The 13,215-nt window shown below is 68.2% G+C and carries 13 protein-coding genes; 12 read left to right on the top strand and 1 reads right to left on the bottom strand.

Annotation, left to right across the window (positions count from 1 at the left end):
• The first annotated feature begins 3 nt into the window (after positions 1-3).
• The 7 genes from I6I07_RS29400 to I6I07_RS29370 all read left to right on the top strand — a co-directional run bounded on the left by I6I07_RS29400 (position 4) and on the right by I6I07_RS29370 (position 5,865).
• Positions 4-669, top strand: a complete 666-nt coding sequence (locus I6I07_RS29400) for a 3-deoxy-D-manno-octulosonic acid kinase (protein WP_420094601.1) — start codon at positions 4-6, stop codon at positions 667-669.
• A 153-nt stretch (positions 670-822) separates the two neighbouring features.
• Entirely contained in the window at positions 823-1,926 is a 1,104-nt protein-coding gene (locus tag I6I07_RS29395) for a polyamine ABC transporter substrate-binding protein (protein WP_035360136.1), read from the top strand.
• A gap of 5 nt (positions 1,927-1,931) precedes the next feature.
• Entirely contained in the window at positions 1,932-3,059 is a 1,128-nt protein-coding gene (locus tag I6I07_RS29390) for an ABC transporter ATP-binding protein (protein ID WP_198484744.1), read from the top strand.
• Entirely contained in the window at positions 3,056-3,976 is a 921-nt protein-coding gene (locus I6I07_RS29385) for an ABC transporter permease subunit (RefSeq protein ID WP_006393877.1), read from the top strand. Before I6I07_RS29390 ends, I6I07_RS29385 begins: the two co-directional genes overlap by 4 nt.
• Entirely contained in the window at positions 3,973-4,782 is an 810-nt protein-coding gene (locus tag I6I07_RS29380) for an ABC transporter permease subunit (RefSeq protein WP_006384055.1), read from the top strand. Before I6I07_RS29385 ends, I6I07_RS29380 begins: the two co-directional genes overlap by 4 nt.
• Positions 4,779-5,135, top strand: a complete 357-nt coding sequence (locus tag I6I07_RS29375) for a Spx/MgsR family RNA polymerase-binding regulatory protein (protein ID WP_198484743.1) — start codon at positions 4,779-4,781, stop codon at positions 5,133-5,135. Before I6I07_RS29380 ends, I6I07_RS29375 begins: the two co-directional genes overlap by 4 nt.
• Before the next feature lie 4 nt (positions 5,136-5,139).
• Positions 5,140-5,865 (top strand): DNA-3-methyladenine glycosylase, encoded by a 726-nt coding sequence (locus tag I6I07_RS29370; protein WP_198484742.1) that lies wholly within the window; start codon positions 5,140-5,142, stop codon positions 5,863-5,865.
• Between the two features lie 7 nt (positions 5,866-5,872).
• Here I6I07_RS29370 and I6I07_RS29365 read toward each other — a convergent pair whose 3' ends face one another.
• On the bottom strand, positions 5,873-6,613 hold the full coding sequence (locus tag I6I07_RS29365; protein WP_198484741.1) for a PhoP regulatory network YrbL family protein: 741 nt from the start codon (positions 6,611-6,613) through the stop codon (positions 5,873-5,875).
• 175 nt (positions 6,614-6,788) lie between these two features.
• Between I6I07_RS29365 and rmuC the strand changes: the two genes are divergently transcribed.
• The 5 genes from rmuC (at position 6,789) to phoU (ending at position 13,153) form a co-directional block, all read left to right on the top strand.
• Positions 6,789-8,192, top strand: coding sequence for a DNA recombination protein RmuC (gene rmuC / locus I6I07_RS29360; protein ID WP_420094532.1), 1,404 nt, complete (start codon positions 6,789-6,791; stop codon positions 8,190-8,192).
• Positions 8,193-8,291: 99 nt separating this feature from the next.
• Positions 8,292-9,821 (top strand): amidase, encoded by a 1,530-nt coding sequence (locus I6I07_RS29355; protein ID WP_198484740.1) that lies wholly within the window; start codon positions 8,292-8,294, stop codon positions 9,819-9,821.
• 64 nt (positions 9,822-9,885) lie between these two features.
• Positions 9,886-11,550, top strand: coding sequence for an isovaleryl-CoA dehydrogenase (locus I6I07_RS29350; RefSeq protein ID WP_198484739.1), 1,665 nt, complete (start codon positions 9,886-9,888; stop codon positions 11,548-11,550).
• 39 nt (positions 11,551-11,589) lie between these two features.
• Positions 11,590-12,270 (top strand): ribose-5-phosphate isomerase RpiA, encoded by a 681-nt coding sequence (gene rpiA, locus I6I07_RS29345; RefSeq protein ID WP_061071973.1) that lies wholly within the window; start codon positions 11,590-11,592, stop codon positions 12,268-12,270.
• Between the two features lie 157 nt (positions 12,271-12,427).
• On the top strand, positions 12,428-13,153 hold the full coding sequence (phoU, locus tag I6I07_RS29340) for a phosphate signaling complex protein PhoU (protein ID WP_198484738.1): 726 nt from the start codon (positions 12,428-12,430) through the stop codon (positions 13,151-13,153).
• Positions 13,154-13,215: the final 62 nt, after the last annotated feature.

Here is a 13,215-nt window from a genome sequence, read left to right as displayed (position 1 = left end):
GCCATGCTGGCCGACCCGCGCCTGGGCGAGTCCGGCCCCGAAGTGTTCAACCCGGCCCACTACGGCGACCGCGCCCGGCCGGTGGACGCCGGCGGCCGCCAGGCCGCCTGGTTCGTGCAGGGGCAGGGCTGGCAGGGCGTGCTGCGCCGCTACCGGCGCGGCGGCCTGATCGCCAAGCTCAGCCGCGACACCTACCTGTGGGCGGGTGCCGACCGCACCCGCAGCTTCCGTGAGTTCCGCCTGCTGGCCGCCATGCGCGCCCAGGGGCTGCCGGTGCCGGCGCCGCTGGCCGCCGCCTACTGGCGCCAGGGGCCGACCTACCGCGCCGCCATCGTGGTCGAACGCATTCCCGGCGTGCGGCCGCTGGCCCTGGCGCTGGCCGAACCCCTGTGGCAGCCGGTGGCCGAGGCCATCGCGCGCATGCACCGGGCCGGCGTCTGGCACGCCGACCTGAACGCCTTCAACATCCTGATCGGGTCCGACGGTCAGGTCTGGCTGATCGACTTCGACCGCGGCACCCAGGGCGGCCTGTCCGACCGCCAGCGCCAGGGCAACCTGGAACGCCTGCGCCGTTCGCTGGTCAAGGTGGCCGGCGAAGACGGCGAGCGTTTCTGGCTCAAGTTGCGCGACAGCTACTGGACCGCCTGGGGCGTCGGCGTGCAGCCCTGAGCCGGGGCGTTGGCCGCGGGCCGCAATGGGGGCCCAATTGCGGCAAATTGGGGTAAATCTCCCGGTAAAGTTGGGCAGGTCATCGCTAAAAGGCTTTATGATTCCGCCTTTTGGTACTCCTGTAACTTACGGCATATGGCTGGGGGGCTGGTAATGAAACTACGGGCGGGAATGCGCTGGGCGCTGGGGACGATGCTGGTCGCGGCAGCCACGTCGGCGGCGATGGCGCAGAACAAGGTCGTCAACGTCTACAACTGGGCCGAATACACGGCTCCGGACACGATCTCCGGTTTCGAGAAGGAAACCGGCATCAAGGTCCGCTATGACGTCTACGACAGCAACGACACGCTGCAGGCCAAGCTGCTGGCCGGCAAATCGGGTTACGACGTCGTTGTCCCGTCCACGCATTACGCCTCGCGCCAGATCGAGGCCGGCCTGTTCCAGAAACTGGACAAGTCCAAGATCCCCAACTGGAAGTACCTGGACCCCGACGTCATGGCGCTGGTCGCCTCGGTCGATCCCGGCAACGAATACGCCATTCCCTGGGGCTACGGCACCAACGGCCTGGGCTACAACGTCACCAAGGTCAAGCAGATCATGGGCGACAACGTCGACCTGGGCAACTGGGACATGATCTTCAAGCCCGAGAACGCCGCCAAGCTCAAGGAGTGCGGCATCTCGATGCTGGACGAGGCCGCGCAGGTGTTCCCGGCCGTGCTCAAGTACCTGGGCAAGGATCCGAACAGCGCCAACCCGGACGACTACAAGGCCGCGCTGGACGTGCTCAAGCAGATCCGTCCGTACATCCGCCAGTTCAGCTCGTCGGGCTACATCGACGAGCTGGCCGTGGGCGACCTGTGCATGGTCTACGGCTTCTCGGGCGACGTCATGATCGCCCGCAAGCGCGCCCAGGAAGCCAAGAAGGCCTATGAAGTGAACTACTTCATTCCCAAGGGCGGCGCCCCGGCCTGGTTCGACCTGATGGTCATCCCGAAGGACGCGCCGCATCCGGAAGAAGCCCTGGCGTTCATCAACTACATCGAGACGCCCAAGGTCCACGCCGCCATCACCAACACCATGTTCTACCCGAACGCCAACAAAGAGGCGCGGCAGTACGTGGTCAAGGACGTGGCCGACAACCCCATGATCTACCCGTCGCCCGAGGTCTCCAAGACCTTGTATGTCATCAAGGCGCAGCCCTTGAACATCCAACGCCTGCAGACGCGCATGTGGGCCGAGCTGAAATCGGGGCGCTGAGCATCATGACCGATAGCCGTTACTCGGCGCAGCTTGCGGCCGATCCGGACGAGTTCGTCCGGGTGACCGACGTGGTGAAGATCTTCGGCGACGTGGTCGCCGTCCGTTCCGTCAATCTCTCGGTCAAGCGCAACGAGATCTTCGCGCTGCTGGGCAGCTCGGGCAGCGGCAAATCGACCCTGCTGCGCATGCTGGCCGGCTTCGAGGAAGCCACCTCGGGCCAGATCCTGCTCGATGGCGAGGACATCACCAACGTGCCGCCGTACCGGCGGCCGGTGAACATGATGTTCCAGTCGTACGCGCTGTTCCCGCACATGACGGTCGAGGCCAACGTGGCCTTCGGCCTGAAGCAGGAAGGCGTGGACCGCGCCGAGATCCACGACCGCGTGTTCGAGGCGCTGAACCTGGTGCAGATGGCCGGCTATTCGCGCCGCAAGCCCAACCAGCTGTCCGGCGGCCAGCAGCAGCGCGTGGCGCTGGCGCGCAGCCTGGTCAAGCGGCCCAAGCTGCTGCTGCTGGACGAGCCGATGTCGGCGCTGGACAAGCAGATCCGCCAGAAGACCCAGATCGAGCTGGTCAAGATCCTGGAGCAGGTCGGCGTGACCTGCATCATGGTCACCCACGACCAGGAAGAGGCCATGACCATGGCGCATCGCCTGGCGGTCATGACCGAAGGCCAGATCGTCCAGTGCGGCACGCCGCAGGACGTCTACGCCTTCCCCAACTCGCGCTTCGTCGCCAGCTTCATCGGTTCGACCAACATGTTCACCGGCACCATCGTGGTCGATGAACCCGACCACGTCGCCATCGAAAGCCCCGAACTGAGCCGCCCGCTGTACGTCAGCCACGGCGTCAGCGAGCCGCTGGGCATGGACGTGCACGTCTCCATCCGGCCCGAGCGCATGGTGGTGTCGCGCGAGCAGCCCGCCGGCGACTACAACTGGGCCCACGGCATGGTCAGCCACATGGCCTGGATGGGCAGCTACGCGCTCTACCAGATCCGGCTGGATTCCGGCGCCATGGTCGAGGCCAGCGTGCCCAGCCTGCAACTGGCCCAGCTGGACGCCCCGGGCATCGACGAAGAAATCTTCGTCAGCTGGGACGCCGACAGCGCGACGGTGCTGGCGTCATGAGCCGCTTCTCGCCCCGCGACTGGCTGCCCTCGGGCCGGACGCTGGCGGTGGTGCCGCCGTTCGCCTGGCTGGTGCTGTTCCTGCTGGTGCCGTTCCTGCTGGTGTTCAAGATCAGCTTCGCCGAGCTCAAGTTCGGCATTCCGCCGTACACCGCGCTGGCCGAATTCAAGGACGAGGCGGTGCAGTTCAGCCTGCACCTGCGCGGCTACATCCTGCTGTTCACCGACAGCCTGTATTTCGCCACCTACCTCAGTTCGGTCAAGATCGCCGCCATCACCACGCTGGCCTGTGTGCTGATCGGCTATCCGATGGCGTATTACATCGCGCGGTCGTCGCCGCGCGTGCGCAACCTGCTGCTGCTGGGCGTGATCCTGCCGTTCTGGACCTCGCTGCTGCTGCGCGTGTACGCCTGGGTCGGCATCCTGCGCAACGACGGCCTCTTGAACAATTTCCTGCAATGGCTCGGCATCATCTCCAGCCCGCTGGAGATCTACCGTACCGACCTGGCCGTGTACATCGGCATGGTCTATGCGTACCTGCCGTTCTTCATCCTGCCGCTGTACGCCACGCTGGTGAAGATGGACCTGCGCCTGCTGGAAGCCGCCTACGACCTGGGCGCCAAGCCCTGGCAGGCGTTCTGGCAGATCACCGTGCCGCTGTCGCGCCAGGGCGTCATCGCCGGCGCCATGCTGGTGTTCATCCCGGCGGTCGGCGAATACGTCATTCCCGAAATGCTGGGCGGCGCCAACACGCTGATGATGGGCCGGGTCATGTGGAACGAGTTCTTCAACAACACCGACTGGCCGATGGCCTCGGCGGTGACCTGCGTGATGGTGCTGCTGTTGCTGGTGCCGTTGGCGCTGTTCCAGTACAACCAGGTCAAGCAGCAGGAACTGGCCAGCGGAGGCCGCAAATGAACGGTCCCAACAAGACCTTGCGCGCCGTGGTGCTGGGGCTGGGCTACTTCTTCCTGTACGTGCCCATCATCAGCCTGATGGTGTTCTCGTTCAACGAATCGCCCGCCGTCACCTCCTGGACCGGTTTCTCGTTCCGCTGGTACCACTCGCTGTTCAACGACGACGCGCTGCTGCGCGCGGCCTGGCTGTCGTTCCGCATCGCCGCCATGACCGCCACCGCCGCCGTCATCATCGGCACCTGGGCCGGCTACGTGCTGGGGCGCATGGGCCGTTTCCGCGGCTTCGCGCTGTACGTCGGCATGCTGAGCGCGCCGCTGGTGATCCCCGAAGTGGTGCTGGGCATCTCGCTGCTGCTGATGTTCGTGGAGCTGCGCGGCCACCTGGGCTGGCCGGCCGAGAACGGCATCTTCACCATCTGGGTCGGCCATGTGACGCTGTGCATGGCCTTCGTGGCGGTGGTGATCCAGACCCGCATCCGCGACCTCGACCGCTCGCTGGAAGAGGCCGCGCTGGACCTGGGCGCCACGCCCATCACCGTGTTCTTCAAGATCACGCTGCCGCTGATCGCGCCGGCGCTGGCCTCGGCCTGGCTGCTATCCTTCACGCTGTCGCTGGACGACGTGGTGCTGGCGTCGTTCCTGTCCGGCCCCAGCTCCAGCACCCTGCCGATGGAAGTCTTTTCGCGGGTCCGGCTGGGCCTGAAACCCGAGATCAATGCGTTGGCGACGCTGTTCATCCTGGCGGTGGGCACCTGCGTCATCCTGGCCAACCGCATGCAATGGCGCAAGGAGTCCGAACCCAAATGAAGCAAACCACCCTGTATGGCCTGACCAAGTGCAGCACCTGCGTCAAGGCGCGCGAGTGGCTGACCGCGCACGGCGTCGACCACCAGTTCATCGACTACCGTGACCATCCCGTGGCTGCTGCCACCCTGAAGGACTGGGCCGGTCAGCTCGGCGGCTGGGAAAAGCTGGTCAACCGCGCCTCCATGACCTGGCGCAACCTGCCGGACGATCGCAAGACGGCCAGCACAGACGCCCAGTGGACCAAGCTGATCGCCGAGTTCCCGGCGCTGGTGCGGCGCCCGGTGGCGGTCTCGCCGGATGGCGAAGTCGGCGTCGGCTTCAGCGAAAAGCGCTACGGCGAACGCTTCGCCTGACACCGTGGCTGCCAGGGCCGACAAGGCATCGCGCGACGCCGGCAAGGCGTTGCCCGATGCCTTTTTTGATCGCGACGCCCGCCAGCTGGCGCGCGAGCTGCTGGGCAAGGTGGTGCGCCATCGCGTCGACGGCCTGTGGCTGTCGGCGCGCATCATCGAGACCGAGGCCTATTACCTGGAAGAGAAGGGCAGCCACGCCTCGCTCGGCTATACCCACAAGCGCCGCGCCCTGTTCATGGATGGCGGCGTGGTCTACATGTATTACGCGCGCGGCGGCGACTCGCTCAATTTCAGCGCGGGCGGTCCCGGCAACGCGGTGCTGATCAAGTCGGCCTATCCCTGGGTCGATGCCGTGTCCGGCCCCGAGGCGCTGGCCCGCATGCAGGCCCTGAACCCCGATGCCCGGGGGCAGCCGCGGCCGCCGGGGCGGCTGTGCGCCGGCCAGACGCTGCTGTGCCGCGCGCTCGGCCTGAAGGTGCCGGACTGGGATGCGCGCCGCTTCGATCCGGGCGCGCTGTACGTCGAGGACGTGGGCGAATCGCCGCAGGCGCTCATCAGCACCACCCGGCTGGGCATTCCCGCCGGGCGTGACGAACACCTGGAATACCGCTATGTCGATCCGGCCTATGCGGCCTGGTGCACCCGCAATCCGCTGCGTCGCGGGCAGCAGGCGGGGCGCGACTATCACTGGGTGGACCGGCAGGGGACGCCGCTCAAGCGGGCGCCCTGAGCGCGATTCAGGTCTTGGGGGCGCCTTCGTTGGCGCGGCCCGCGGCCTTGAGCGCAATTTCACGCGCGTGCTCGGCCATGGTGGCCCGCATCTCGGCGTATTTGCGCTGGATGCGATAGCGGTTCAGGCGCTTGCTCCAGGCGTACACCGGCACCAGCGGCAGGACGCCGAAGCCGTCAATCAGGAATAGTCCTGACTTGCCGTCCGCATTCAGGCCGCAGGCGATGTTGCTGGGCGACAGATCGTGCAGCACCACGTGGGCGTCGGCCAGATCCTCGACGAACTCGTCCAGTCGCGCCGACAGTGCCTCGTCCATCTTGCCCTGGCGCGCCAGGTCGGCCACCGTGGGGGCGATGTTGCCGATCTCGTCGGTGATCTTCTCGACCAGCAGGCCCAGGCCCAGGGTGGTCTGGGCCAGGCCCAGGATGCGCGCCATCGGCACCTGCCACACGCCCGAGGGGCGGGTGGTGGTGGTGACGTATTCGGTGATTTCGTTCAGGTAGACGCGGTAGGCGCTTTCGCGCTGGTACTGCTTGTACCAGCGCTTGAACGGGCGGGTTTCGAGGTAGACGGCACGCGCCTGCATGTCCATGATCTTGACGAGCAGGGAGGGCGCGTGGGGATGCTGGAAGATATGGCGGTCCCCGCCCGTCGCGACCGGCGTTTCGTCATTGAGATTCAATGGTCCGAAAACAGTGCCGTAAGCGACAGGCTGCGGGCAGAATGGTGGGAGATCAGCTGTGTTCAACTGTTTTTAAGGTTATATGTAAGTTGTTAACAGTTTAATGCCGTTGCTTGCCTTTCGCTTTTTGCGCGCCCAGAAAGTCGTTTCTGATGACTACTGAGATTGACTGCCGGGGCCGGATCACCGTCCTATAATTTCACGCGTCCGGCGTGGGCGCGCGGTGTTGAAAGGGGCCGTTTTGTCGAATGATGTTCTGCTTTGGGTGGCTGCCGGCGGCGCGGTGCTGGCTTGCCTGATTGCCTTGCTGGCCTGGCTGTCGCGGCCGGCGCGCGACGACCGGCTCGACGCGCTGCTGGAAGGCCTGGAACGCACCGAACGCGCCCTGCGCGCCGACATGGCGGAGAGCCAGCGCGGCCTGCGCGCCGAGTTCGCCGAATCCACCCGCGGCCTGCGCCAGGAACTTGCCCAATCCCACGGCGACCTGCGCGCCGCCCTGACGCGGGACGCGCAGGCGGCGCGAGCCGAATCGGCCGAGTCGCTGGCGCGCTTCGCCGCCGGTTTCGGCGAGCAGTTGCAGGGGCTCATCCAGATCAACGAACGGCGCCTGATGGAGGTGCGGACCACGGTCGATCAGCGCCTTCAGGCGTTGCAGAATGACAACGGCGCGAAGCTGGACGACATGCGCCGCACCGTCGACGAGAAACTGCACGCCACGCTCGAGCAGCGCCTGGGCGAATCGTTCAAGCAGGTGTCGGACCGCCTCGAGGCCGTGCACAAGGGGCTGGGCGAGATGCAGGCGCTGGCCGCCGGCGTGGGCGACCTCAAGCGCGTGCTGACCAACGTCAAGTCGCGCGGCACCTGGGGCGAGGTGCAACTGGCGCGGCTGATCGAGGACAACATGACCCCCGAGCAGTACGCCGCCAACATCAAGCCGGTGCCTGGCAGCGACGCGGTGGTCGAATTCGCGATTCGCCTGCCGGGGCGGGGCGATGGCGCCGCGCCGGTCTGGCTGCCGATCGACGCCAAGTTTCCCAAGGAAGAGTACGAGCGCCTGATGGACGCGCAGGAGGCGGCCGACGCCGAGGGCGTGAAGGCCGCCGGCGCCGCGCTGGGCAAGGCGGTCGAAGTGCAGGCGCGATTGATCGCCAGCAAGTACGTGGCGCCGCCGCACACCACCGACTTCGCCATCATGTTCCTGCCCACCGAAAGCCTGTACGCCGAAGTGCTGCGGCGCCCCGGCCTGCTGGACCGCCTGCATGACCTGCGCATCAACGTGGCCGGGCCCAGCAATCTGGCGGCGCTGCTCAACAGCCTGCAGATGGGCTTTCGCACGCTGGCGATCGAGCAGCGTTCGTCCGAGGTCTGGCAGGTGCTGCGCGCGGTCAAGACCGAGTTCGGCAAGTTCGGCGACGCGCTGGCCGGCGTCAAGAAGACGCTGGACACCGCCAGCAGCAAGATCGGCCAGACCGAGGTGCGCACGCGCGCCATGCTGCGCAACCTGAAGAGCGTCGAGGCCCTGCCCGAGGCCGAGGCGCTGCGCCTGCTGGGCGGCGAAGGCGCCGCGGCCTACGACGGCGCGGAAGACGCCGCCGCCACGGACGAGGCGCCGGCCACGCCGGCTGCACCGGGTTCCGGCGCCTGATTCGCGCGGCCGCCGCCGGGCCCGGCTTGTGACCCGGGCGCTCTGTCGATATCCTCATACTTGCGGCATTCCGCCGTCGATACCTGGAGCATCGTAAGCATGGGCACGGCTGACCGAGTTGATTCCTCTTCCTTCGACGCGATGGCGCTGGGCGCCGATATCGCCCAGGGAGCCACGACGGCGCTTGCCGCGATGCAGCAGGCGCTCGAGCGGGTGGCGGCGCGCAATCCGTCGATCAACGCGGCCTGCGGCGTGCAGGCCGAACTGGGCCTGGACCTGGCGCGCGCGCTGGACGGCGAGCTGGCGGCGCTGAGCGCCGAACAGCGCCTGGCCCTGCTGCATGAACGTCCGTTCCTGGGCGTGCCGACCTTGCTCAAGGACCTCGGCACCGCGGCGCTGGGCCTGCCCAGCGCCATGGGTTCGGTGCTGTACGGCAAGGTCGACTGGAGCGTCGACGCCGAGATCGTCAAGCGCTACCGCCGCGCCGGCCTGATCCCGTTCGGCCGCAGCACCAGCGCCGAACTGGGCCTGAGCCCCACCAGCGAATCGCCCGTCTACGGCGCGCCCACCCAGAACCCCTGGAAGACCGGCCACAGCGCCGGCGGTTCCAGCGGCGGCGCCGGCGCGGCGCTGGCCAGCGGCATGGTGCGCATCGCCCACGGCAGCGATGGCGGCGGCTCGATCCGCATTCCCGCGTCCTGCTGCGGCGTGCTGGGCCTGAAGCCCTCGCGCGGCATGATGCCGCTGGGGCCGCTCAAGGGCGAGGGCTGGGGCGGCCTGGCCACCGAACACATGATGACGCTGTCGGTGCGCGACTGCGCGGCGGCGCTGGACATCAGCGCCGGCGCTGACGTCGGCGCGCCCTATGCTGCGCCGGCCAGGCCGGGCGAGTCGTACCGCGACATCGTGGCGCGGGTGTCGGCCGATCCGGGATCGGCGCCGCGCCGCCGCATCGCCTATATCAATACCACCTACGAGGGCGAAGCCATCCATCCCGAGGTCGCGGCGGCGGTCGACGAGGCCGCGCGCCTGTTCGCCGGCCTGGGCCACGAGTTGGTGGTGGCCGCGCCGCCGGTGGGCTCCGAGGAAGTGCTGTCGCCGATGCTGCCGCTGATCGCCAGCGCCGCCGCCAACGCCATCGACAGCTACGTCGGCGCCCGCAACCGCCGGCTGGCCGCCGACGAGTTGCAGCCCACCACGCTCGGCGCGCGCGAATACGCCCGCGCCATTTCCGGCGCCCAGTACGTGGCCTGCGTCGACAGCTGCCACGAGATCACGCGCCGCATCGGCCGCTTCCTGCATCGCGAAGGCACGCAGGGCCACGACCTGTTCCTGTCGCCGGTGCTGGCGCAATTGCCGGCGCCCATCGGCCGCTACGCGATGGACAACGCCGACTACCTGGCCTACCGCCTGGGCAAGAAGGGCGTGATCGGCTATTCGCCGTTCGCGCCGCTGGCCAACCTGACGGGCATGCCCGCCATTTCCATTCCGTTCGGCCTGTCGGCCGACGGCCTGCCGATCGGCATCCAGGTCATGGGCCCGCTGGGCAGCGAGGCCTGGCTGCTGGAACTGGCCGCCCAGGTCGAGGCCCTGCGGCCCTGGCAGCGGGTGGCGCCCATCGCCAGATAGGCGCGCGGGCGGGATGCGCCGGCCGTCGCGGCGCGCCATCGAATAGCGAATAGGAGCAGCCAGCATGCCGTCGTTCGTGACCCATACCGTCCTCAACCAGGTCCCGCCCCTGGAAGACTATTCGTTGTTCGACACCGACCCGGCGCTGCGCGAGGCCGCCGCGCGCGAGGGCGCCGGCGCCTGGACCGGCGACCTGGCCGCGCATGGCGCCTGGCTCGGCCGGGCGCAGACGCTGGCCGCGGGCGCCGACGCCAACCGCTGTCCGCCCCGGCTGCAGGCCTATGACCGCGGCGGCCATCGCATCGATCACGTGGATTTCCATCCGGCCTGGCAGGTGCTGATGAGCGGCATCGTGGCGCGCGGCCTGCACAGCCGCGCCTGGGCGCAGCCGGTGCCGGGCGCGCAGGTGGCGCGGGCCGCGGCCTACCTGATGCAGGGCCAGGTCGAGGCCGGCACGCTGTGCCCGACCACCATGACCTTCGCCGCCGTGCCGCTGCTGCAGCGCGAACCGGCGGGCGTGGTGGACTACGGCGGCGACTGGCTGCCGGCGCTGTATTCGCGTGAATTCGATGGCGCCGACGCGCCGCTGGCGGGCAAGCGCGGCGCCCTGATCGGCATGGGCCTGACCGAAAAGCAGGGCGGTTCCGACCTGCGCGCGGTCACCACCCGCGCCGCGCCGCTGGGGGCGGCCGGCCGCGGCTGCGCCTATCAGCTGGTGGGCCACAAATGGTTCTTCTCGGTGCCGCAGGCCGACGCCCACCTGGTGCTGGCGCAGGCCGACGAAGGACTCAGCTGCTTTTTCGTGCCGCGCTGGATTCCGGATGGCCCGCGCAACGCGGTGCGCATCCGCCGCCTGAAGGACAAGCTCGGCAACCATAGCAACGCCAGCGCCGAAGTCGAATTCGAGGACGCCTGGGGCGTGATGGTCGGCGAGCCCGGCCGTGGCCTGGCGGTGCTGCTGGAGATGGCCGCCACCACCCGGCTCGACTGCGTGCTGGGCAGCGCAGCGCTGTTGCGCCAGGCGCTGGTGCAGTCGCTGCACCACGCCGGGCACCGCCACGCCTTCGGCAAGCCGCTGCTGGCGCAACCGCTGATGCGCAACGTGCTGGGTGACCTGGCGCTGGAATCGGAAGCCGCGCAGGCGCTGGCGCTGCGCCTGGCGCGCGCGGTGGACGAGCGCGCCGACGCCGGCGCCCGCGCGCTGGCGCGGGTCGGCACGCCGGCGGCCAAGCTATGGGTCTGCAAGCGCGCCATCACGGCGGTGGCCGAATGCATGGAGGCTTGGGGCGGCAACGGCTATGTCGAAGAGGGGCCGATGCCGCGCCTGTACCGTGAAACGCCGGTCAATTCCATCTGGGAGGGCTCGGGCAACGTGATGGCGCTGGATGTGCTGCGGGCCTTGCAGCGCGAACCCGAGGCGCTGCCGGCGCTGGAAGCCGAATTCGCGCCCGCCATCGGCCAGCACCGTGAGTTCGACGCCGCGCTGGCGCAGTGGCGGGCGCTGCTGGCGGACCCGGCCCAGGCCGAGTTCCAGGCCCGCCGCGTCGCCTGCGGGCTGGCGCGGCTGTGGCAGGCGGCGCTGCTGATCCGGCATGCGCCCGAGCCGGTGGCGCGGGGTTTCGTCGGCAGCCGGCTGGGCGCGGCGGGTGGGGTGTTCGGCGAGCTGGCGGCCGGCACCGACGTGGCGGCGATCCTGGCGCGGGCCTGGCCGGCGGCGGCCGCGTGCTAAATTTCCCCGCTTCACTCACCTTTTTTCCGCATTCCCGCCATGCTCTCCCAGCAAGAACTCAAGCAGCAAGCCGCAGACGCCGCCCTGGAATTGGTTGAACAGGTCGCCGGCCCCGATGTCATCATCGGCGTGGGCACCGGCTCGACCGCCGATCTCTTCATCGACGGCCTGGCGCGTTTCAAGGGCCGTATCGGCGGCACCGTCGCCAGTTCCGAACGCAGCGCCGCGCGCCTGGCCGGCCATGGCCTGAAAGTGCTGGACCTGAACGACGTGACCTCGATGCCGATCTACGTGGACGGCGCCGACGAAATCGACGCCAACCTGCACATGATCAAGGGCGGCGGCGGCGCGCAGACGCGCGAGAAGATCGTGGCCTCGGTGGCCGACCGCTTCGTCTGCATCGTCGACGAGTCCAAGCTGGTCGAGGTCATGGGCAAGTTCCCGCTGCCGATCGAGGTCATCCCGATGGCGCGCGAATCGGTGGCCCGCGCCATGGTCGCGCTGGGCGGCCAGCCGCGCCTGCGCGAAGGCTTCGTCACCGATAACGGCAACATCATCCTGGACGTTGCCGGCCTGTCGATCACCGACGCGCCGGGCCTGGAAGCCCGCGTCAACAACCTGGCGGGCGTGGTCACCTGCGGCCTGTTCGCCATCGCCGGCGCCGACGTGGCGCTGCTGGCCACCCAGAACGGCATCCGCCGCCTGGATCGCCGCGCCTGAGCGCGGATCGCGGGCCCCGGCCGCCCTTGCGGGCGGTCCGGGCGCGATTCATAATCCTGTCACACTTGGGTCATAACCTTGCGGGTTGTGCAGGCCCATACTTGAAACGCTTTCATATCGGGGCAATGCAATGAGATCAACCACGCAGGGAGCCCGGATGACGGAGCATACAAACAAGCAGTTCGACGCTGATCTGGAAAGCGTCCGTTCGCAGTTCTTGCAAATGGGCGGCGTGGTCGAAGCCATGATCCAGGAGGCCATCGACGCGCTGGCCAGCGGCGATCTGACGCTGGTTGAGAAGGTGCGCGAGCGCGAAAAGGAAGTCAATCGCCACGAAGTGGAGATCGACGAAAGCATCAGCCGCATCCTGGCCCGCCACCAGCCCACCGCGATCGACCTGCGCATGCTGATGGCCGTGTCCAAGATGCTGACGGACATGGAGCGTTCGGGTGACGAGGCCGAGAAGGTCGCCACCGTGGCCCGCCGCGTGCACGAATCCGAAATCCGCCACATCCCGGTGATCGAACTGCGCCACATGGCCTCGAACGTGCGCACCATGCTGCACCAGGCCCTGGACGCCTTCGCCCGCCTCGATCCCATCCTGGCCGCCGCCGTGGTGCGCAGCGACAAGGAAGTGGACAAGGAATGGAAGGGCGCGCTGCGCCACCTGATCACCTACATGATCGAAGACCCGCGCACCATTTCGCGCGCCATCGACATGATCTTCATCGCCCGCGCGCTCGAGCGCATCGGCGACCATGCCAAGAACATGTCCGAACGCGTGATCTACATGGTCAAGGGCGCCGACGTGCGTCACACCGGCGTCAAGAACACCGAGCGCCAGGCGCGCGGCGAAGAAGACACGCCCGAGCAGGACGACTGATCACGCTCCGCCTCCGGGCGGCGCGCGCTGAACGTGAAAACCCCAGGCGCCTCGCGGCGGCC

Source organism: Achromobacter deleyi, assembly GCF_016127315.1.
GTDB classification, from domain to species: Bacteria; Pseudomonadota; Gammaproteobacteria; order Burkholderiales; family Burkholderiaceae_B; genus Achromobacter; species Achromobacter insuavis_A.
The sequence above is the reverse complement of the archived record's forward strand: the minus strand, read 5'-3'. Positions and strand labels throughout refer to the sequence as shown.

Excerpts from the sequence above, each read along its gene's own strand:
- I6I07_RS29400 (WP_420094601.1), top strand. The coding sequence starts at position 4 with ATGCTGGCCGACCCGCGCCTGGGCGAGTCCGGCCCCGAAGTGTTCAAC.
- I6I07_RS29395 (WP_035360136.1), top strand. The coding sequence starts at position 823 with ATGAAACTACGGGCGGGAATGCGCTGGGCGCTGGGGACGATGCTGGTC.
- I6I07_RS29390 (WP_198484744.1), top strand. The coding sequence starts at position 1,932 with ATGACCGATAGCCGTTACTCGGCGCAGCTTGCGGCCGATCCGGACGAG.
- I6I07_RS29385 (WP_006393877.1), top strand. The coding sequence starts at position 3,056 with ATGAGCCGCTTCTCGCCCCGCGACTGGCTGCCCTCGGGCCGGACGCTG.
- I6I07_RS29380 (WP_006384055.1), top strand. The coding sequence starts at position 3,973 with ATGAACGGTCCCAACAAGACCTTGCGCGCCGTGGTGCTGGGGCTGGGC.
- I6I07_RS29375 (WP_198484743.1), top strand. The coding sequence starts at position 4,779 with ATGAAGCAAACCACCCTGTATGGCCTGACCAAGTGCAGCACCTGCGTC.
- I6I07_RS29355 (WP_198484740.1), top strand. The coding sequence starts at position 8,292 with ATGGGCACGGCTGACCGAGTTGATTCCTCTTCCTTCGACGCGATGGCG.
- I6I07_RS29350 (WP_198484739.1), top strand. The coding sequence starts at position 9,886 with ATGCCGTCGTTCGTGACCCATACCGTCCTCAACCAGGTCCCGCCCCTG.
- rpiA (WP_061071973.1), top strand. The coding sequence starts at position 11,590 with ATGCTCTCCCAGCAAGAACTCAAGCAGCAAGCCGCAGACGCCGCCCTG.
- phoU (WP_198484738.1), top strand. The coding sequence starts at position 12,428 with ATGACGGAGCATACAAACAAGCAGTTCGACGCTGATCTGGAAAGCGTC.